19 protein-coding genes and 1 pseudogene are annotated in these 19,349 nt (G+C 61.0%); 10 read left to right on the top strand and 10 right to left on the bottom strand.

The window, feature by feature from the left end; all coding sequences use genetic code 11:
* Positions 1–45 precede the first annotated feature (45 nt).
* Positions 46–309, bottom strand: coding sequence for a hypothetical protein (locus WA070_RS06710; RefSeq protein WP_422633317.1), 264 nt, complete (start codon positions 307–309; stop codon positions 46–48).
* A 74-nt stretch (positions 310–383) separates the two neighbouring features.
* Here WA070_RS06710 and WA070_RS06705 point away from each other — a divergent pair, with 74 nt between their 5' ends.
* Together WA070_RS06705 and WA070_RS06700 are read left to right on the top strand one after the other, a co-directional pair.
* A complete protein-coding gene (locus WA070_RS06705) occupies positions 384–770 on the top strand; it encodes a nuclear transport factor 2 family protein (protein ID WP_422633316.1) in 387 nt (128 codons plus the stop codon).
* A 47-nt stretch (positions 771–817) separates the two neighbouring features.
* The gene (locus WA070_RS06700) at positions 818–2,089 is read left to right on the top strand and encodes an MFS transporter (protein ID WP_422633315.1); all 1,272 of its coding nucleotides are present in this window, start codon (positions 818–820) and stop codon (positions 2,087–2,089) included.
* A 21-nt stretch (positions 2,090–2,110) separates the two neighbouring features.
* Here the strand turns inward: WA070_RS06700 and WA070_RS06695 are convergent, their stop codons facing one another.
* Positions 2,111–2,851: a FadR/GntR family transcriptional regulator gene (locus WA070_RS06695; protein WP_422633340.1), complete on the bottom strand. Its 741-nt coding sequence runs from the start codon at positions 2,849–2,851 to the stop codon at positions 2,111–2,113.
* 204 nt (positions 2,852–3,055) lie between these two features.
* Here WA070_RS06695 and WA070_RS06690 point away from each other — a divergent pair, with 204 nt between their 5' ends.
* The 8 genes from WA070_RS06690 to WA070_RS06655 all read left to right on the top strand — a co-directional run bounded on the left by WA070_RS06690 (position 3,056) and on the right by WA070_RS06655 (position 11,427).
* Positions 3,056–4,159 (top strand): PAS domain-containing protein, encoded by a 1,104-nt coding sequence (locus WA070_RS06690; protein WP_422633314.1) that lies wholly within the window; start codon positions 3,056–3,058, stop codon positions 4,157–4,159.
* Between the two features lie 2 nt (positions 4,160–4,161).
* The gene (locus WA070_RS06685; RefSeq protein WP_422633313.1) at positions 4,162–4,614 is read left to right on the top strand and encodes a response regulator; all 453 of its coding nucleotides are present in this window, start codon (positions 4,162–4,164) and stop codon (positions 4,612–4,614) included.
* Between the two features lie 193 nt (positions 4,615–4,807).
* Positions 4,808–5,197 carry a PRC-barrel domain-containing protein gene (locus WA070_RS06680; protein ID WP_422633312.1) on the top strand — a complete coding sequence of 130 codons (390 nt, stop codon included), beginning with the start codon at positions 4,808–4,810 and terminating at the stop codon, positions 5,195–5,197.
* A gap of 78 nt (positions 5,198–5,275) precedes the next feature.
* Positions 5,276–5,461 (top strand): hypothetical protein, encoded by a 186-nt coding sequence (locus tag WA070_RS06675; RefSeq protein ID WP_422633311.1) that lies wholly within the window; start codon positions 5,276–5,278, stop codon positions 5,459–5,461.
* Positions 5,462–5,498: 37 nt separating this feature from the next.
* A complete protein-coding gene (locus tag WA070_RS06670; protein ID WP_422633310.1) occupies positions 5,499–6,623 on the top strand; it encodes a glycosidase in 1,125 nt (374 codons plus the stop codon).
* 123 nt (positions 6,624–6,746) lie between these two features.
* Positions 6,747–9,032 (top strand): glycosyltransferase, encoded by a 2,286-nt coding sequence (locus WA070_RS06665; RefSeq protein WP_422633309.1) that lies wholly within the window; start codon positions 6,747–6,749, stop codon positions 9,030–9,032.
* Between the two features lie 28 nt (positions 9,033–9,060).
* Positions 9,061–10,344, top strand: a complete 1,284-nt coding sequence (locus WA070_RS06660; RefSeq protein ID WP_422633308.1) for a glycoside hydrolase family 130 protein — start codon at positions 9,061–9,063, stop codon at positions 10,342–10,344.
* A gap of 360 nt (positions 10,345–10,704) precedes the next feature.
* The gene (locus WA070_RS06655; RefSeq protein WP_422633307.1) at positions 10,705–11,427 is read left to right on the top strand and encodes a hypothetical protein; all 723 of its coding nucleotides are present in this window, start codon (positions 10,705–10,707) and stop codon (positions 11,425–11,427) included.
* Between the two features lie 452 nt (positions 11,428–11,879).
* On the opposite strand, the gene WA070_RS06650 is transcribed toward WA070_RS06655, so the two are convergent.
* The 8 genes and pseudogenes from WA070_RS06650 to fucP all read right to left on the bottom strand — a co-directional run bounded on the left by WA070_RS06650 (position 11,880) and on the right by fucP (position 19,328).
* Positions 11,880–13,967: a catalase gene (locus tag WA070_RS06650; protein ID WP_422633306.1), complete on the bottom strand. Its 2,088-nt coding sequence runs from the start codon at positions 13,965–13,967 to the stop codon at positions 11,880–11,882.
* Positions 13,968–14,015: 48 nt separating this feature from the next.
* Positions 14,016–14,864 (bottom strand): transglutaminase-like domain-containing protein, encoded by an 849-nt coding sequence (locus tag WA070_RS06645; protein ID WP_422633339.1) that lies wholly within the window; start codon positions 14,862–14,864, stop codon positions 14,016–14,018.
* Between the two features lie 219 nt (positions 14,865–15,083).
* Complete coding sequence (locus tag WA070_RS06640) at positions 15,084–15,263, bottom strand: hypothetical protein (protein WP_422633305.1); 180 nt, start codon at positions 15,261–15,263, stop codon at positions 15,084–15,086.
* A gap of 58 nt (positions 15,264–15,321) precedes the next feature.
* Positions 15,322–16,032, bottom strand: coding sequence for a Crp/Fnr family transcriptional regulator (locus tag WA070_RS06635; protein WP_422633304.1), 711 nt, complete (start codon positions 16,030–16,032; stop codon positions 15,322–15,324).
* 91 nt (positions 16,033–16,123) lie between these two features.
* The gene (locus WA070_RS06630; protein WP_422633303.1) at positions 16,124–16,462 is read right to left on the bottom strand and encodes an amidohydrolase family protein; all 339 of its coding nucleotides are present in this window, start codon (positions 16,460–16,462) and stop codon (positions 16,124–16,126) included.
* A 13-nt stretch (positions 16,463–16,475) separates the two neighbouring features.
* A pseudogene (locus WA070_RS06625) lies at positions 16,476–16,982 on the bottom strand (amidohydrolase family protein); the annotation flags it as partial.
* 5 nt (positions 16,983–16,987) lie between these two features.
* Entirely contained in the window at positions 16,988–18,037 is a 1,050-nt protein-coding gene (locus WA070_RS06620; RefSeq protein WP_422633302.1) for an aldo/keto reductase, read from the bottom strand.
* Entirely contained in the window at positions 18,009–19,328 is a 1,320-nt protein-coding gene (gene fucP, locus WA070_RS06615; protein WP_422633301.1) for an L-fucose:H+ symporter permease, read from the bottom strand. Before fucP ends, WA070_RS06620 begins: the two co-directional genes overlap by 29 nt.
* Between the last annotated feature and the right edge of the window lie 21 nt (positions 19,329–19,349).

The following is a 19,349-nucleotide window of genomic DNA, read 5'->3' as shown; positions in this document are numbered from 1 at the left end:
TGGCTGATCGCTGATTGCGCCTGCCTGATCTGCCTGCGATGGCGATCAGGCAGGCGTTTCGGTCAGTGCCACGATTTCGAAATCATGCCGCGTCCAGCCGCGCATGCGGGCCGCGTCCTGCAAAGCGATGCGCTTCTTTTTCGCTTCGGCCAATGACCGGCTATGGCCCCAGAAGATTTCGGTCTTGCCATTTTCCAGAACGGCAACGACGCGCCAATAATGGGTGAAGGCGTCCGTCGTCGGCCCGATCGTCTTCACATAACCATCGGCCATCGTGGCGGTGAGATAGCGGCGCGTCTTCGTCTTCATACGTGCAATGCATAGCTGCATCGGCTTGCCGCGCAAATACTCGACGGCGCTTTGACCAGAGGTTAGCATCGCCCATGACCTTATCACCAGAATTGGCCATCCGGATGCGGCGGGCAACGTTCAATGCGGCGCTGGCCGAAGGCGACCTGACGATGATCGGCACGCTGCTGGCGCCCGGCGCGATCCTCGTCACCGGGACCGACAGCGCGCTGCTGCCCAATCGCAAGGCCCAGCTTGCCGCGTGGAAGCAGGAATTCAAGGCGAAGGCGCCGACCCTCTATGTCCGCACGCCAGACAGCATACAGATTTCGCCAGTCGAGCCGGTCGCGATGGAGGTAGGGCATTGGCAGGCCAGTTCCCCTGACAATCGGACGCTGGCGTCCGGCAGCTATAGCGCCAAATGGCGGGAAGTTGCGGGGGCATGGATGATCGAAGCGGAAATATATGTGACGCTGGCCTGACGTCGAAGGGAATGAAGATGCAGGGTTCGGGCGGGACGGACGCTCCCATGTCCAGGCGATCGATCGTCGTGGCGACGCTGTCGACGGTGGTCGAATGGTATGACTTCACCCTCTATCTTTATCTGGCGACGGTGCTGTCCCGCACCTTCTTTGGCGGCGGGGCCGGGGCGCTGGACGATGCGCTGGTGGGATTTGCCATCGCCTATCTGATGCGGCCGCTGGGGGCGATCCTGTTCGGGCATATCGGCGATCGCTATGGTCGGCGGGTGACGATGTTGCTGTCGATGGCGTTGATGACGGCGGCGATGCTGGCGACGGCGCTGTTGCCGACCTATGCGCAGGTGGGGCCGTGGGCAGGATGGATGCTGCTGTTCCTGCGCTGTGTCATGGCCTTTTCAGTCGGGGGTGAATATACCGGCGTGGTCGCCTATCTGATGGAGGGCGCGCCGCGACATCGGCGGGGGCTGGTCACGTCGCTGGCGGCGGCGGCGAGTGAGATTGGCGGATTGCTGGCCGTCGCCCTGTCCGCAATCACCGTCGCTTCGCTCGATCAGGCCAGTCTGGACGCGTGGGGATGGCGGGTGCCGTTCTTCGTCGGCGCAGCGCTGGCGGCGATGGTGTTGCTGGCGCGATCGACGATCGAGGAGTCGCCCGATTTCCTGCAGCAGCAGGCGAAGGGCAGCGTGCCGCGCAATCCGCTGCGCCACAGCCTGACCCACCATCGCGCCGCGATCGCGCGGGGCTTTGCGATTTCGGCCCTGGGGTCGATCACCTATTATGTCGGCATCGTCTATGTGCCGAGTTTCCTGACCAGTACGAAGGCAATGGACGAGAGTATGGCGTTGCAGCTGTCCACCATCGCTGCAGTCGCGGTCGTGCTGATCACGCCGCTGGTGGGTTTGCTGGCCGACAGGATCGGGCGCAAGCCTGTGCTGGTCGCGCTGGCAGTCATCGGCACGTTGCTGCCGGTGCTGATGTTTTCGATCATGGCCAACGGACCCTATGCGCTGGCGCTGGGCGGGGCGATCCTGCTCGCGTGCCTGGGCGGGGGCGTCAGTGCAGTGGGGGCAGTCACGACGGCGGAGCAGTTTCCGGGCGAAGGGCGATTGAGCGGGCTGGCATTCGGGGCGACGAGCGCGACGGCGATCTTTGGCGGGCTGACGCCCTACCTGTCGCATATGCTGGTCAGCAGGACAGGATGGATGCCAGCGCCCGGCGCGATGATTGCGATCGTGGCGCTGTGTGTATTGCCGGTTTTGCTGCGTTTGCCGGAGACGGCGGGGCGGAAAAGGGCGTGCAATTTCCAGAGTGAGACATAGGCATAAACGCCTATCTGGAAATCAGGTCGTTGCGCTTCTGTAACGATCTCGCTTTGCCTGTACCGCGCGGCGCGCTTCGGCAAGGGCGCGTTCCTCCGTGGCGAAGAGCAGGCTGTCGAGGACGGCGGACAGATGGGCGCGCATCGCCGTGCGAGCCGCAGCCGCGTCCCCCGCACGCAGGGCGTCGAGCACGGCACGATGTTCGTCCACCACCGGCTTGATATTGGCGGTACGCGCCTTTTCATGCAGCAGCGAGGCTTCGGGCGAGGAGAAGCGCAGCGTCCACAATTGTTCGACCGCCTGATAGATGGCCTGATTGCGGGTCGCACGGGCGATGGCGAGGTGGAAGGCGCGATCAGCCTCCACCGAACCGGACGGATCCTGATTTTCACGCGCAATTTCCACGATCAGCGCTTCGATCTCCGCCAGATCCTGCGCGGACACCTGAGTCGCGGCGAGCGCCGCCGCCTCCCCTTCAAACAGCAGGCGCGCTTCGGTGAGTTCGAAGGCGGAAATGCCGAAGCCGGGAATGTCCCCTGCCCCCGGCAGGCGCACGACATAGGCGCCCGATCCCACCCGCACTTCGATCAGCCCCTGCACTTCGAGCGCGATCATCGCTTCGCGCACGGTGGGGCGCGAGACGCCGTGAACGGCGGCCAGTTCGCGTTCGGCCGGCAAGCGCGTGCCGACGAGATAGCGGCCCTGCGCCAGGTCATCCAGCAACGCGCGGGCAAGATCCTGATATAGTCGCTCCTGACCCACCGCCGATTGTCGCTCCCACTTGTATAAACTGTTCTGACCACTGGTCGATGATGCGACGATGGTCAACTCAAACGCCGTGCCTTGAGCAGGTTATTCGCAGGGGAACCGGGCCACCCCGGCTATCTTTTCCGGCAATCGGAACGATCTTTTGCGATGTGGGGTTGAGATGGGACAAATGATTTGGCCGAATGTCTGAAAGGAGACATGGTGGAGCAACGAGACGACTGGCATCTGACGGACGCAGTGAAGCATGGTCCCGGTCGGGGCGATCCTTTTGCAGCCGCAGTGCGGGCGACGCGGATGCCCATGGTCATCACCGATCCCGCGCAGCCCGACAATCCCATCATATTTTGTAACGAGGCGTTCCAGAATTTGAGCGGTTATGGCCGCGATGAGATTATCGGCCGCAATTGCCGGTTCCTTCAGGGGCCAGACACAGACCCGGCGTCCGTCACGCAAATCCGAAATGCCATTGCGGAAAAGACCGACATTGCGATCGACATATTGAATTATCGCAAGGACGGATCGACATTCTGGAATGCGCTTTATCTCAGTCCCGTGCGCAACGATGCGGGTGAGGTACAGTTTTTCTTTGCCTCGCAACTGGACGTAACGCAGCGGATCGAGGCGCAGAAGGCGATCAGCCAGCGGCACGACGAGATCGAGCAGGAGGTGCAGCGTCGCACGGCGGAACTGAACGCCGCGCTGGAGGCCAAGACGCTGCTGCTGCACGAGGTCGATCATCGGGTAAAGAACAACCTGACGATGATCGGGTCGCTGTTGCGGTTGCAGGCCCGCATGATCGAGGATCCGGCGATCGCCGCCAAGCTGGAGGCAATGCTGGAGCGGATCGACGCGCTGGCGACGGTCCATCGGCGGCTGTATCAGTCCGATGATGTCACGCGGTTTGACGTCGGCGCGTTCACCGCCAATCTGGTCAGCGACGTGATCGGCGCGAGCGGGCGCGAGGACATCGAGGTCGTGACTCATATCGAACCCGTGGAGGTGCCTTCGGGCGTCGCCGCCGCGCTGGGGCTGGTATTGAACGAGGTGTTCACCAATGCGGTCAAACATGCCTTTGCCCATGGGCGGCCGGGCACGCTGATCGTGGAGGTGAGCAAGGCGGATGGCGAGGCGACTATCGTCATCACAGACGATGGTCCGGGCATCGGGCCAGCGATGGAGCAGGCCGATGGTTTGGGCCATATGCTGATCCAGCGCCTGTCGCGTCAGGTCGGGGCGACCGTGACGTGGAACGACCATAACCCAGGGACAGTTGTCCGCATTATATTCCCGACAAAGGATTGATCATGGCGCGCGCCAAGGCACCACTTGCGGTCCTTATCGTCGAGGATGAAGCGTTACTGGCGATGGACATCGAATATATGATCGAGGATGTCGGTCATCGGGTCATTGCAGAGGCGGCGTCGCTGTTCGATGTCGAGGCACTGGCCCCGGATTTATGCCCCGACATCGCTTTTGTGGACATCCAGTTGGCGCGGGACACGAACGGTATCGACGTGTCACGCCTGATCCGGCAACGCTGGCCCAAGACGTTTATCATTTTCGTGACAGCCAATCCCAAGAAAATTCCCGAAGATTTTGCCGGGGCGCATGGCGTCATTCCCAAACCCTTTTCCAAAAGCGGGCTGGTGTCGGCCATGCGCTATATCGAGGAAGGGGTGTGCGATCCGCCGCCGACTTCGCCCCAGCCTTCGAGTTTTCTGGCGTCTCCGGCTTTTGCGCAGAGTTGGCAGCGATAAAGGCGTGGGAGTTTAAAGCTGACATCACGCCCCATCCTTTCGGCTGAAAAATTTAATCGCGGCGCTGGTGACTTCTCGACTTCGCTCGAAGCGAACGGAGGGAGGCGATGAGCCAAACTATCGTTTCCGGGGCGACGGAGGCGGAACGATTGGCCGGCCTGGCGGTTGGGATTTCCACACAGGAGAAATTCGCATGCCCGAAAATACCAGCGGCCCGACCGACACCGCTCCGACCAACCTGCTGCTGTCTTCCAACAAAGTCGATAGCACCAAGGTAGCGAGCCGCGATGGCGATTCGCTGGGTTCGGTGCATAGTTTCATGGTCAACAAGCGGACCGGCGAGGTGACCTATGCGGTGCTGAGCCTAGGCGGCTTTTTGGGCATGGGCAAAAGCTATTACCCGCTGCCGTTCGAGTTGCTGTCCTACGACCATGTGGCGGACGGATATATCGTGACGGTCGATCGGCGATTGCTGGAAGGCGGGCCTAGCTGGTCCAACAATGCGCCTGATTTCAATCAGGCCTATGCCGACCGCGTGTCCAACTATTATGGCGTCGCGCCGCAGGATCTGTCGCTGACCTGACGGCAGGGCCGGCACAGAATCGTTATCATCCCGCACGCTGGCGAAGGCGCGCGCCCCCGAATGAATGGAGATCATCGCATGAAGAATATACTGGGCACTGCCATCGGCGCATCGATCGACCGTCGTGATGGCGACAGTGGCGTAAAGGGCGCGTTGCTGGGCTATTTTGCGTCGGGCGCGGTCAAGACGGTTGCGAAGCTGGGCATATTGGCCGCTGTCGGCGCAGGCGCGGTGCATATGGCACGGCGTATCGCCAATCGATAAGACAACTATCCGGTCGCGATGATGATAGGGTGCGTGCATGCCCGATTATGTGACCGACCGGATCGTCCTGTCCCCCGACGACATCGACCTGTCCCGCTCGCCTTTACGGGCGACGCTGAACGCTGACACGTTCGTGCTGGGGGTGTTCAATCCGGGGATGACCCGGTTGGGCAATGGCAATATTCTGCTGATGGTGCGGGTGGCCGAAGCCTTGTCCGTGCCGGTGAAAGACGGCCATATCCGGGCGATCCGCTGGCAGGACGGGCGCTATCTGCTCGATAGCTGGTCGATCGACAGTGTCGATACGGCCGATCCGCGCGAATTTCTGTTGCGCGGGCAAAGCTGGCGCGTGATGGGGCTGACATCGCTGTCCTGGCTGTTGCCGGTGGAGATGTCGCCTGACGGGCTGGACATCGTCGCCATCCATTATGATCGCGCGATCGCGCCGGTGGCGGACAGCCAATGCTATGGCATCGAGGATGCCCGGATCAGCCGGATCGACGGTCACTATTGGATGACGACCTGCACGGTCAGTCCACAGCGGCATGGGACGACGTTATATCGGTCGGACGATGGGCTGGACTGGCGCTGCGAAGGGCTGGTGCTGGATCATCAGAACAAGGACATGCTGCTGTTCGAGGGGCTGATCGACGGCAAATTCTGGGCGCAGACGCGACCGCTGGGGCATCTTTATTTCGCCTATCCGCCCGACAGCGAGTGGCGGGCGGGTCCGTCGATCAATCTGGCGACATCCCCTGACGGGCTGCACTGGCGGCCCCACGAGCAGCCGGGCATCCGGCCCCATGCCGACACGCTGGCGACGGCGCGGATCGGGGGTGGCGCGCCACCGATCCTGACCGACGATGGCTGGCTTACGCTGTGGCATGGGGTGGAGCCGAATGAGAGCGTCGGCACATATCGCACTTACTGGTCCATGCTGGACCGGGACGATCCGGCACGGGTCGTGCGGACCGACCATGCGCCGTTGCTGGAGGCGTCCCCTGCCCTGACCGCGCCGCTGGCGGACAGGCTGTATGTGCAAGACATCGTGTTTACGACGGGCATCGTGGATGCGGGCGATCATTATATCGTCGCGTCGGGCGAAGCGGATCTGGCTTGCCGCATCACTCATGTCCCAAAGGACATATTTGTCACGCAATAAAGAATCTCACTGATCCAGATTAGTTGTTGCTGCGCTGCGGCAACTTTAGGACTAGAGGATGCGTTAAGCTGAATAACCATTCATGCGTGTTTCGCGCAAGATGGGTCAGCAGGATGATAAACGATGAAGCAAAGGCCGCTGGATACGCTCGTCACTAATCCAAAGCATATCGCGTTGATCGGCAATAGTATGCCGCGCCGCTGTGGCATCGCTACGTTCACGACGCATTGCCATGATGCTTTGCACGAGGCCTATCCAGAGATGCGCATCGACAGCTATGCGATGGACGATGGCGCGGACGGGATCGTCTATCCCGCCGCCATCCACGCCATCGCCCGCGACGACCGCGCCGCCTATGCCGAAGCGGCAGCCCGTATCGAGGATGGCGGCGCGCAGGCGATCTGGTTGCAGCATGAGTTCGGTATATTCGGTGGACCTGCCGGGGAGATGATCCTGCATCTGCTCGAACGCACGCGCCTGCCGCTGGTCGTGACGCTGCACACCATTTCCGAAAAAGCCAATGCGGACGAGAAGCGTGTGCTGGCTGCCCTGCTGCGTCGCGCGAGCCAGATCATGGTGATGGCAGGCCAGGGCCGCCGCATCCTGATGGAATCCTATGGCGTGGACGAGGCGATCATCGCGGTCATCCCGCATGGCGTGCCAGACCGGCCCTATATCGCGCCTGCCGCGATGAAGCCGACATTCGGCTGGGACGGGCGGAAAATCATCCTGACCTTCGGCCTGCTGGCGCCGGACAAGGGCATCGACCATATGATCCGGGCTATGCCCGCGATCGTCGCTGAACATCCCGACGCGCGCTATGTCGTGCTGGGCGCGACGCACCCCAATTTGATCCGCGAACAGGGCGAAGCGCTGCGCCATGGGCTGATGCAACTGGCACAGGATCTGGGCGTGGGCGAGAGCGTGGAGTTCATCGACCGCTATGTCGCGCAGGAAGATCTGCTCGATTATCTCCAGGCGGCCGACATTTATGTGACGCCTTACGTCAATCCCGCGCAGATCGTGTCGGGGACGCTGAGTTATGCGATCGGCATGGGCAAGCCAGTGCTGTCGACGCCTTATGTACAGGCGGTGGAAATCCTGGCGGAAGAGCGCGGCGTGGTCGTCCCCTTCCGCGATCCTGACGCGATGGCGGCGCAGATCGTGCGGCTGCTGTCCGATAATGCGCTGCTCGATAGCTATGCACAACGGGCCTATGGCTATGGCCGCGAGATGATCTGGAGCGCGCTGGCGCGGCGGGTCAATGACCTTATCAAGGCGGCGATCGCCGTACACCCGGCCCGGCTGGTCCCCCGGCGCAGATATGCCGTCCTGCCCGCCGATGCCACCGCCGTGCTGCGCATGAGCGACGCGACGGGCATGTTGCAGCACAGCATATTGACGATTCCCGACCGCAATCACGGCTATTGCATCGACGACAATGCCCGCGCGCTGATCCTGATGACGCAGATCGAAGATATGGACGAGGATCTGCGCAATCACTGGATGACCACCTATGCCAGCTTCATCCAGCATGCGTGGAACCCTGATTGCGGGCGCTTCCGCAACTTCATGGGTTATGACCGGCGCTGGTGCGAGGAAGAGGGGTCGGAGGATAGCTGCGGCCGTACCCTCTGGGCGCTGGGCGTCACCATACGCGACGGACAGTTCGCCACGCATCGTGAGTGGGCCGCCCGGTTGTTCAACGTGGCGCTAGACCCGATGGCGTCGGTTCATTCGCCGCGAGCGCAGGCTTTCGTCATATTGGGCGTGGGTGCGCTGCTGGATCATGACCCCACTCATGTGCGGGCGCGGGAAGTGATGGAGGACTTCGCCGATCGCATCGCTGCGTTGATGGATGTGTCGCGGCGGCCCGACTGGGCATGGTTCGAGGCGGTGCTGGCTTATGACAATGCGCGGTTGCCCGAAGCATTGCTGGTCGCGGGTCGGCATCTTGACCGGCAAGACCTGATCGATCGCGGGCGGGATACGCTGGCGTGGATTGCCGACAAGCAGCAGACGCCCGAAGGCTATTTCCGCGCTGTCGGATCGGAAAGTTTCGGGCGCGCGCACAAGGCACCCCTGCCCTACGACCAGCAGCCGCTGGAAGCGCAGGCGACGGTGGATGCAGCGATCGCGGCGTGGACGGTCGATCCCGATCCGCGCTGGATCATGCTGGCGGATGCGGCCTATCGCTGGTTCCTGGGGCAGAATGATCTGGATACGCCGCTGGCGACTCCGACGACCGGCGGGTGTTTCGATGGACTGACACCACTCGGCGCGAACCTTAATCAGGGCGCCGAATCGCTGATCGCGCTGCAATTAGCATCCTGTGCGATGAAGAGGCTTTCCCAAAGCCTGTCAGTCGTGGCAGAACGCGATCCGACGGGAGCGCCTGCTCTCGCCTGATCGGCTATGACTGCACGGGATTGTTTTTTTGCAGAAGATTGATGCGCTGCCGCTGCGTTTGACCGCCGATGCCACACGAGTCGTGGTTCGGCCTTTTCACTTGAGCTGGCAGTCGCAGCCGGGCACGCCCAGCCGCACGCAGCGCATCACCGAAGCGGTGCTGGCGCTGAGCGAGGCGCAGGTCAACGATCAACTGACGCATGTCCTGTTGGGATTCGACGCACGCCACTGGCAGACGCGGCGCGTGTTCATGACTCGCTTTGCCGAGATCGCCAAGCTGATGAAGCTGGACGACCGGGGCATCAGCGACGCGCGATGCCAGTTGCTGGGCGCTTATTTCTGCCACGAATATAGCTATGCCGCCGCCGCCCTGATGAACCCCAGCGTCGTGCCGCACCCCGACCAGAGCGGCATGGCCAAGGGTAGCCAGCGTATCGTCATTTCCCTGCGCGCAGTGGGTGAAGGCCATATCAGTTCCATCGCCTTTCGCGAGGGCATCATCACGCAGGACGGCGACCTGCATCTGGCCCATGAACCGCCCTTCGCCACGGCGGCGGATGCGCTGGGCGACGAGGAAACCGAGCAGACCGGGCCGGTCACCATCTATCGTCATGCCGACAGCACATTGTCGGGCACGGTCATATTTCCAATCACGTCGGCGCAGGCCAATGGACTGGAAGATCTGCGGATGGTCCAGTTTCATCATGATGACGGATCGACCGAATGGCTGGGAACCTACACCGCCTATAATGGCCGTGAGATTCAGTCCGAGATGTTGCGCACATCGGATTTCCGCAGCTTCGACCTGTGCCCGCTCAGCGGCAGCGCCGCGCGCAACAAGGGCATGGCGCTGTTCCCGCGCAAGGTGAACGGCAAATATATGATGATCGGGCGGCAGGATGGGGAAAATCTGTTCCTGATCCAGTCCGACACGCTGACCGAATGGGGCGAAGGCGAACTGATCCTGACGCCGCGATATCTGTGGGAACTGGTGCAGATCGGCAATTGCGGCGCGCCGATCGAACTGGACGAAGGCTGGCTGCTGCTGACCCATGGCGTCGGCGCGATGCGCGAATATTCGATCGGGGCTGTGCTGCTGGACAAGGACGACCCGTCGAAGGTGCTGCGCCGGTCGATCGAACCGATCCTGGCGGCGGCGGAAAATGAGCGGGAGGGCTATGTCCCCAATGTCGTCTATACATGCGGCGCGACGCGGATCGGGGACAAGATCTTCATGCCCTATGGCGTGGCGGACAGTTCGGTCGCGTTTACGTTTATCTCGATTTCGGAGATGTTGTCGTTGATGGATTGAAGGGGGTGCTCGGGTTGCTGAAAAAGATTAATCCGTCGTGCAATGGCCGGTTGCGGAATGACCGGAACATAGCCGGGTTGCAGAGATAACTGATGTTTACGGTGTCGGGTGTCGGCCACCTCACCCCATTCAGCAGTGCGGCAATGAACGTCAGGTTAAGTCGAGAACCCTCGGTCAGGCTTGACGTGCGCCAATCAGACATCCGGGCGAGCAACCTTGACGTGAGTCTCCCAGCCTGACAATAGAAAACTCGGATGATATTGTAATGGAAACACGCCCTCCGGGGAGTCTAACTGGGTTCGATTCCCGGTCATCAAAGGGCATTTTCTAAGTGCCTTTTGATGACCGGGGATGACATGAATGCCAGCAACGCCTGAGAATCTCTACAAAGCTCATGTGAAGAATTTGCGCGCGGTAGATACGGCGCTCGAACGAATGCTGCGTGAGCTAAACGGATCCCTAGCTCGGTGCGACGACACCACCTCCGATGCTTTGCTCAAGACGACAATGCTTCTGCTCGGCGCTTGGGCTGAGGATCGTCTAAGGAAGATGCTTTTTGAGCCCAATGGATTCAGTCCTGCCGATCGGCTCCAGATAACAAGCGCGGGTTCACAAATTGAAATTTGGAAAGCAGCGTTGGAACGAGGATTCAGGAAGCGATATCAAATTCCGTCCGCTAATCTGTCACAAATGCTGCCTTTTACTCCAAGAGCCCGTTATGCAGCGCTCTTGAGCATTATAAACGATGACCTACGACCAATAGTTGAGGTGCGAAACAAGCTCGCCCACGGGCAGTGGGTAAGGCCGCTCAACTCCGAAAACGATGATTACTCGCCGACACATACGCAGCAGATAAACGGAGAGAATGCTCATTCTGTTAAATGCAAGCATCGGCTTCTTGAATACCTCTCTCAAATTATTCACGATTTGGCAGTCGGCGTTGGAGCATTTGAGCGTGACTTCGATGAGCATTATTTAAATTTGGAACATGCCAAACGTGAAATTACTTCTCGCTCTTATCCACAATGGCTTGAGGCGATGCGCGCCAAATATCAGAGAGGGCGTCTTCGGCGAGCCTTGTAAGTGTTAGATGACCTATTTGCCGGTAGGAGGCTTGGATGCTCATCGGCACCCTTATCATACCGAGAAGACGTTTTAAAATTTTGTCCAGAATTTTTCGTTTGGTCGGGCTCCGTGCCTCTCGAATTGCCAGCTTATCAGAACTCCACCATGCGCGGCACTGCCTGCGAACAGATACTGTGTCACAAACCTAGTCATAATTCGAAATTCCGCTTTCGAGAACGACAGTATCGCTGACGAACTACGAAAAATTGAGCATAGCTTCTCTTAGCGGTTCAAACGCATCAACGAATCTCTGCCGAAGACATCGAAAATAGCTTTCGACAATAATCAATCGGCCTGCCAGACGTACTTGCTATGCAAAAGAAAATGGAACCTTAATTTCATGAGTTCCATTTACTTTCATACTTGCGCGTCTCCGGGCCAATAGACCCAGAGACGCGCAGTCATTTCCATCAGGCCAAGATACGCACGCCCGGTTCGCGGTCGTAGAAGCGGGCGCTGGCGGCGGTGATGAAACCGTCGTTCAGGCCCGTTATACCCTGGTCGGGTTCGACGCCTGCCTTGTCCAGCAGCGGCTTGGCGGCTTCGTTTGCGCCAATCGCCTTTAAGTGGCCGAAGGCGTTCATGGCGAATTCTACCGCTGCGCCTTCCTTCATCAGCATCGCGCAGCCTTCTTTCGACAGGATGATCGCTACTGCGTCGAACAACTGGCTGGGGGTGCCGGCGAGTTGGCCGTCGGCCTTTTGCTGCGATCCGTCGGACAGTTTGGCGCCGCCGACTTTGGGGGCGACGATGACGGGCTTGCCCTTGGCCTTGTCGATCATCGCGATCGTTGTCTTGAGTTCTGCGGCGTCAGTGCCGTCTGCGATCAGGATGCCGACGGCGCGGCCTTCCAGCGTGGGCTTCATGTTCTTGTGGATGGAGAGCGCATCCGACGGTGGCATGTCGACCGGCGCTTTGGCAGGTTTGGCGGCGGCGGGGAGTGGTTTGGCGAGGCCGTCGGCGACGCGCTTGGCGAGATCTTCGTCCACGTTGCGCAGGTTGGCGAGCATGCGGCCCGGCACCTGATCGAGCAGGCCGACCTTCGAAAGTTCGAACACGAAGGAAGAGGCGATATGCGCCTGCTCGCTGGGGGTTTGCGAAAGGTAGAAGAGGCGCGCCTGACTGTAATGATCGGCGAAAGTATCGGGGCGCACGCGCAGCTTATCGCCGCTTTCATGCTCGCCGGTCGGTGCGGTCGTGGTGGCGAAACCGCGTGCGGGGCTTTCGCGCGGGCCACCTTCCTCACCATGATCGGCCAGGCTGTTGGGTTCGTAGTTGGCGCGGCCCTTTGGAACATTCATCTGCATCTGGCCGTCGCGCTGGAAATTCTGGAACGGGCAACGCGGGGCGTTGACGGGGATCTGGTGGAAGTTGGCGGTGCCGAGGCGCGACTTCTGTGTGTCGAGATAGGAGAAGAGACGACCCTGCAACAGCGGATCGTTCGAAAAATCGATGCCCGGCACGATATTCGCGGGGCAGAAGGCGACCTGTTCGGTTTCGGCGAAGAAATTATCGACATTGCGGTCGAGAACCATGCGACCGATGATGCGGACGGGGATATCTTCTTCGGGAATCAGCTTGGTGGAGTCGAGCACGTCATAGGGCTGCGCATCGGCGAAGGCCCGGTCGAAGACCTGAATCCCCAGTTCCCATTCGGGGAAGTTGCCGGTGTCGATCGCTTCGAACAGGTCGCGGCGATGATAGTCGTTGTCGGCGGCCTGTAGTTTCAAGGCTTCGTCCCAGATGGTCGATTGCAGGCCGAGTTTGGGCTTCCAGTGGAATTTGACATAGCTGGCGTTGCCCGCTTCGTTGACCAGCAGGAAGGTGTGGATGCCAAAACCCTCCATCGTGCGCAGGCTGCGCGGCAGGGTACGGTCCGACATGGCCCACATCAGCATATGGGTGGTTTCGGGCATGAGCGAGGCCCAGTCCCAGAAGGTATCATGCGCGCTGCCCGCCTGCGGATAGCCGCGATCGGCCTCCATCTTGACTGCGTGGACGAGGTCGGGGAATTTGATCGCGTCCTGAATGAAGAAGACAGGGATGTTGTTGCCGACGAGGTCCCAATTGCCCTCGGTCGTGTAGAATTTGACCGCGAAGCCACGCACGTCGCGGGGCGTGTCCACTGATCCCGCGCCGCCAGCGACGGTCGAGAAGCGGGCGAAGATTTCGGTCTTTTCGCCCTTTTTGAACAGGGCGGCCTTGGTCAGGTCGGAAATGTCGTCGGTGGCTTCGAAATAGCCGTGCGCGCCCGAACCGCGGGCATGGACGATCCGCTCTGGAATACGTTCATGATCGAAGTGAAAGATTTTTTCGCGCAGGACGAAATCTTCCAGCAGCGTGGGACCGCGTGCGCCGGACTTCAGGCTGTTCTGATTGTCGGAAACGGCAATGCCCTGATTGGTGGTCAGGACGGTGGCTGCGTCGGCGGATGCGCCCGCGACCTGATGCGTTTCGCCGCCAGTGGTTGTCGGGGCGCTTTTCGATGTGTCGGCCATGCTATGTCCTCTTGTGATTATTGTCGCCGAAATGGCGAGGGTGTCAGGTCAGGCGGCGATGTCCATGCGCGCTTCGCGAAATCGCGTGGCAGCAGTGACCTCGTCGGTGTGGACGTGGAAGCTCACCAGATCGACAGGGCCAAAAGCAGTGGTCAATGCGGTGTCGGCAGCGTCGCGGCCACAGGCCATCAGGATGCGGCCGATGCGCGGCACGCGATGGCGGGCGTCGAAGGCGTGCCACTGGCCACCCAGATAGACTTCGAACCAGGCGTGAAAATCCATCGGGATATCGACCGGATCAATGCCGATGTCGCCCAGATAGCCGCTGCAATAGCGAGCGGGGATGTTCATGCAGCGCGCGAGGGTCACGGCCAGATGTGCGAAGTCGCGGCATACGCCAACGCCTTCGCGATAGGCTTCGGCAGCGGTGCGAGTGTTGCGGGCGTAGCAATAGCCATAGGTCAGGTGATTGTGGACGAAATCCACGATCGCCTGCACCCGGTCCCAGCCGGAGTTTATATGGCCAAACGAACCCCAGGCAACGTTGGACAATATGTCGGTTTCGCAATAGCGGCTACCCGACAGATACATCAGCACGTCCGCTGGCAAATCGCTCACGTCATGCTGTTGCGCATGAGGACTTTGCGGGTCGATCAAGCCGCTGTCCTCGATCATGAAATCGCAGGACAGGCGCGTGATACCGGGTTGGAGCGTGAAACGGGTGCAGATGTTGCCATAAGCATCGGTAAAATCCTGCAACGCCATGCCGCGATCATTGTCGATGATATGGGGCGTGCGCAGATCGGCCAGCCGATCCGGGCGCACCGACAGCATGGAGATCATCGGGGTTGGCGCATAAGCCCGGAAAGCAAGATCATAACCAGCACGAATGAGCATGAGCAACTCCACCTGTCGGATGTTTCAGGGGCTATCCGCCCGGATCGATAAGTTGGCCTAAACCGCAATAGGTCGGATCGATTGCAGAAGAGAGGAAGCCAGTCGCCCGGACACCACTTGCTAGCCTGCTCAAACCCGCATGATGTGGAGCGGTTGGCGCGAAGGATTGTTCCGCCCACTGATTTAGATTATGACGAAAACCGGATCACCGGGATCCTGTCAGGACGGGTCGACCGATTGCCCGCGCGCATGGATGGCGGCGCGGATCAACGCCTGCCCTGTTTGTTCGGCGGCATCCGCCGTCATGGAGACGGCGACGCCATTGGGGCCATCAAGCAGCACGACGCCATGATCGGCCACGGCGTTTCCGGCTTTATCGTGAACATCGGTAATGCGCATAGCGTCTCCTCCAGACTGGCGTCCTGAAACGGAGGAGGATGCTTGCTGGTTCCTCAACTCATCCTTCGATATATAGATAGGCCGGATCGAATTCACCCAGTTGCGCCAGCCCGGCGCGGTTGAGGACATGCACCTGCCGCCCCTGCACGTGCAAAAGCCCCCGATTTTTCAGGACGCGCAGCATGCGGTTCATATGTACGGGGGTGATGCCGCAGGCTTCGCCAAGATCATGCTGCGTCATGGGAAGGTCGAAATGCATGCCATCGCTGAGGCCCACGACGCGCAGCTTCGCTTCGATCTCGCAGAAGAAATGTGCGACCCGCGCGGCGGCGTCCAGGCGCCCCAGGCGGAATATCCATTCGCGGTGCATCGCTGCATCGATCAGGGTGCTGAACCAGAGCAGCTTGGCAAGCTGAGGCCTCTCCCGCACCAATATGTCGATATTGGCGTGGGGCACCGTGGCGATCTTGCATGCGGTGATGCTGGCCATGTCGTGGTCGAGATATTTGAGCGGATAGCCGTGAAGATCGACGAAATCACCGGGAACATGCACCGCGACCAACTGCCGCTGCCCTTCCCGATCGTCCATATATCGGCACAGCAGCCCTTCCATCAGATAGGTGCTGACATGTACAGGTTCGCCCTGACGGATGAGGGTCGTACGCGCAGGCAGGGTGCGCACGTCGCTGACGGAGGCTTCAAGGGCGGCGCGATCTTCGGGCTGCATCTGGTCTTTTCGACGGTGGCTGAGAAAATCGTTGAATATCATATGCCCTCATTGCACCAGCGCGCAGGACCGGACGGCTGGTACACACAGCATAGAGGGTTTTGTCATTGCGCGCGAAAATTTTTACCGGCCGTCAAAAAGGGATGATTGCCCCAGGATGTGATGGCCCGACGCCGTAAAATTCCAGCGCCGCTCCGGCGAAAAGCCGATCGTGCGCTGGGCCATCCACCCCCGCCAATGCAGCGGCTGTGCGATGCCAGTCGGCATAGTCGTCGCCAGCCAGATGCACGACGGGCCAGTCGCTGCCCCACATCAGGCGATCGGCAAAATAGTCCAGCAGATGCGTGGCATAAGGGGCCAGATCTGCAGATGACGCGCCAACGGCCTGTTCGGTGCGCAGACCCGAATATTTGCACCATAAGTCCCGCGTCGGCCAGCCGCGCGATGTCCGCGCGCCAGGGATCGAGGCCATGAGCCGCGATCAGAGGCTTGGCAGCATGATCGATCACGATCGGCAGGTCCGGCCAGCGCCGCGCGAAGCGGTAGAGCATGGGCAGATGGCGCGGCTGGATGAGGGCGTCGAAGCGCAGGCCATGCGCAATCATCGCTTCGATCGCGGGCGAGAGGGCATCGTCCAGCAACCATTGCGTGTCGGCGATCGATTGGAGCATGGGCCGCAGCCCGCGCAATTTGGGGTGCCCGGCCAGTTTTGCGATGCGCGCCGGGGCTTGCGCGTGGGCCAGATCGACCCAGCCAACTACGCCCAGAACGGAGGCTTCGCGGTCGGCGAGCGCGAGCATCCAGTCGGTGTCCGCATCGGTCGGTTGCGACTGGACGAGGATGGTGCCTGTCAAGGACAGGCGGCCCTTCACTTCGGCGGCAAGATCGGCAGGCCCGCGATCGCGATGGATAGCGGCTTCGGCGGAAGTCGGCCAGACATGGCCGGGGGTGGACAGCGACCAATAATGCTGGTGCGCGTCGATGAGCTGCATGGTGTCTATCCTGCTGGCAGGGCTGGCTGAATGGGCGCGTCGTCGTGCAGGATGCCGGCCTGTTTGAGGTCCGTCCACAGGTCTGGCGAGATGGGATGGGCCATCCAGTCGACGGCCTTTTCCACTTGATCCGCGCTGCGAAAACCGGCGATGACTTTGGATATGGCGGGGTGATGGAGCGGAAATTGCAGGGCAATGGCGGGGAGCGCGACCCCGTGCCGAGCGGCGATGGTTTCGATCGCGTGGACTTTGGCGATGATGCGTGCGGATGCCGGGGCATAGTCGTAGATCGGCATGAGCGCCTGCGTTCCGGTCACGAGGATGCCGCCGTTGAACGGCGCGGCGAGCCAGACCTGCGTCCCGCTGGCAAGGCAGGCGTCCAACAGGCGATCCAGCGCGGATTGATCGAGCAGCGTGTAGCGGCCTGCGATCAATATGGTGTCGATCCGTATTTCCGCCATGACAGCCAGACAGGCATCGATTTCGTTCACGCCGACGCCGATCTGCGTGACGCTGCCCTCCCCCCGCAGCCTATCCAGCGCCTTCAACCCGCCCCCGGACGTCAGCGCATCCCAATGGCGGTGATTGTCCGTGCCATGCGTCATCGTGCCGATGTCGTGGACCAGAAGCGTGTCTACGTGCGTCAGGCCGAGGCGATGGAGGCTGGCTTCGTGCGAGCGCAGGATTCCGTCGGCGCTATAATCATAGCTAGTGCGGAAAGGCATGGGCGATTGAAAGCCATCATGCAGTTCACCTCGTCCCATGGCGGCATCCGGGTGCAACAGCCGCCCCGCCTTGGTCGAGAGGCTGTAGCCATCGCGTCCGCGCAGCATGTCGCCCAATCGCCGTTCCGACAGACCACGGCCATAATGAGGGGCGGTGTCGAAATGGCGCAGGCCGCGCGTCCATGCGCGCTCCAGCGTTGCGCGCGCTTCGTCATCGCTGACGGGAGCATAGAGATTGCCCAGCGAACTCGCGCCGAAGCCGAGTTGCTGCAGGAGAGGTGTGTGCGGGATGTTCACGCCATTATGCGACGCGTGCCGCCGTGCGTGCATACAGGGCGACCACAATAAAGCAGAGGATGGGCAGGAGCATCGAGAGGTGCAGCGATCCGGTTTGCAGCGCGATCTGCCCCATCAGTGGCGGAATGATCGCGCCGCCGACTACGGCCATCACGAGGCAGGAGGAGCCGAGCGGCATCAGCGGGCCAAGGCCAGTGACGCCCAGCGAGAAAATCGTGGGATACATGATCGACATGAAGAAGCTGGTCAGCGCCAGCGCACCGACGGCGATGTATCCGGTTGAGGCCAGCGCCGTTCCCGTCAGGGCGATGTTGATGAGCGCGTAGAGGCCGAGCAGGATCGCAGGGCGGACCCGCGTCATGAGCGCCGCCCCCATGAATCGCCCGATCATGAAGAGGATGAGGCTGAACGACAGGAGGAAGGCCGCCTGCTTTTCGCTGACCATCGGGAGCGTATCCTTCACGAAGTCGATGAAAAAGCTCCAGATGCCGACTTGCGCACCATTATAGACGAGTTGGGCGATGACTGCGCCGCGCAACTGGGGGCGGGAGAGGACGCGGCGCAACTGGCCCTTGCCCGCTTCGCCCGGATCGGCGCCATGATCGAGCTTCGGCAACCGGGCGAAGGCGAAGGCCAGCGCGACGAGCAGGACGAGGCCGCCGAGCATAAGATAGGGAAGCTGAACAGTCTGCGCCTCCGCCGCGCGATAGGCGGCCAGCTGGGCCGGGGCCATGGCGGCGATCGCCTGACGCGAATGTTCGACGCCGGAAAAAATGAACAGGCCGCCGATGACAGGGGCCAGAAAGCCGCCCACGCCATTGAAGGCCTGCGCCAGGGTGAGCCGCTGCGACGCGCTGGCGGGGTCGCCAAAGGCGGTGATATAGGGATTGGCGGCGGTTTCGAGGAAGGCTGCACCAGCGGCGATGACGAACAGGGCGGTCAGGAACATGGGGAATGTGCGCGCAATGGATGCGGGGAAGAACAGAAACGCCCCTGCTGCGTACAGGCCCAGCCCCACGAGGATGCCGGCCTTATAGCCAAAGCGCCGCATGATGAGGCCAGCGGGCATGGCCATGGTGAAATAGCCGATATAGAATATGAACTGAATGAAACCGGCCTGCGCCCGGTCCAGCCCCAGCGATTTCTGAAACTGCCGGATCAGTATGTCGTTCAGGTTATTCGCCAGCGCCCATAGAAAGAACAGGCTGATGACCAGCGCGAAGCCCAGACGGTATCCGGGCAGGATGAAGGATTGTCTGGTCGCCCCCACAACCCCATGCGGATCATGCCCCGGCGATGGCGCAATATCCATTCCTTCTCCCATCCTGCATCCCCCATTTTCATT

The sequence above is a fragment of the Sphingobium sp. genome (genome assembly GCF_049304695.1).
GTDB lineage: Bacteria > Pseudomonadota > Alphaproteobacteria > Sphingomonadales > Sphingomonadaceae > Sphingobium.
This window is presented reverse-complemented; position numbering and strand designations above follow the sequence as displayed.

Coding starts and splice junctions, on each gene's coding strand:
- WA070_RS06710 (WP_422633317.1), bottom strand. CDS start 309: ATGAAGACGAAGACGCGCCGCTATCTCACCGCCACGATGGCCGATGGT.
- WA070_RS06705 (WP_422633316.1), top strand. CDS start 384: ATGACCTTATCACCAGAATTGGCCATCCGGATGCGGCGGGCAACGTTC.
- WA070_RS06700 (WP_422633315.1), top strand. CDS start 818: ATGTCCAGGCGATCGATCGTCGTGGCGACGCTGTCGACGGTGGTCGAA.
- WA070_RS06690 (WP_422633314.1), top strand. CDS start 3,056: ATGGTGGAGCAACGAGACGACTGGCATCTGACGGACGCAGTGAAGCAT.
- WA070_RS06685 (WP_422633313.1), top strand. CDS start 4,162: ATGGCGCGCGCCAAGGCACCACTTGCGGTCCTTATCGTCGAGGATGAA.
- WA070_RS06680 (WP_422633312.1), top strand. CDS start 4,808: ATGCCCGAAAATACCAGCGGCCCGACCGACACCGCTCCGACCAACCTG.
- WA070_RS06675 (WP_422633311.1), top strand. CDS start 5,276: ATGAAGAATATACTGGGCACTGCCATCGGCGCATCGATCGACCGTCGT.
- WA070_RS06670 (WP_422633310.1), top strand. CDS start 5,499: ATGCCCGATTATGTGACCGACCGGATCGTCCTGTCCCCCGACGACATC.
- WA070_RS06665 (WP_422633309.1), top strand. CDS start 6,747: ATGAAGCAAAGGCCGCTGGATACGCTCGTCACTAATCCAAAGCATATC.
- WA070_RS06655 (WP_422633307.1), top strand. CDS start 10,705: ATGCCAGCAACGCCTGAGAATCTCTACAAAGCTCATGTGAAGAATTTG.
- WA070_RS06650 (WP_422633306.1), bottom strand. CDS start 13,967: ATGGCCGACACATCGAAAAGCGCCCCGACAACCACTGGCGGCGAAACG.
- WA070_RS06645 (WP_422633339.1), bottom strand. CDS start 14,864: ATGCTCATTCGTGCTGGTTATGATCTTGCTTTCCGGGCTTATGCGCCA.
- WA070_RS06640 (WP_422633305.1), bottom strand. CDS start 15,263: ATGCGCATTACCGATGTTCACGATAAAGCCGGAAACGCCGTGGCCGAT.
- WA070_RS06635 (WP_422633304.1), bottom strand. CDS start 16,032: ATGATATTCAACGATTTTCTCAGCCACCGTCGAAAAGACCAGATGCAG.
- WA070_RS06630 (WP_422633303.1), bottom strand. CDS start 16,462: ATGGCCTCGATCCCTGGCGCGCGGACATCGCGCGGCTGGCCGACGCGG.
- WA070_RS06620 (WP_422633302.1), bottom strand. CDS start 18,037: ATGCACGCACGGCGGCACGCGTCGCATAATGGCGTGAACATCCCGCAC.
- fucP (WP_422633301.1), bottom strand. CDS start 19,328: ATGGGAGAAGGAATGGATATTGCGCCATCGCCGGGGCATGATCCGCAT.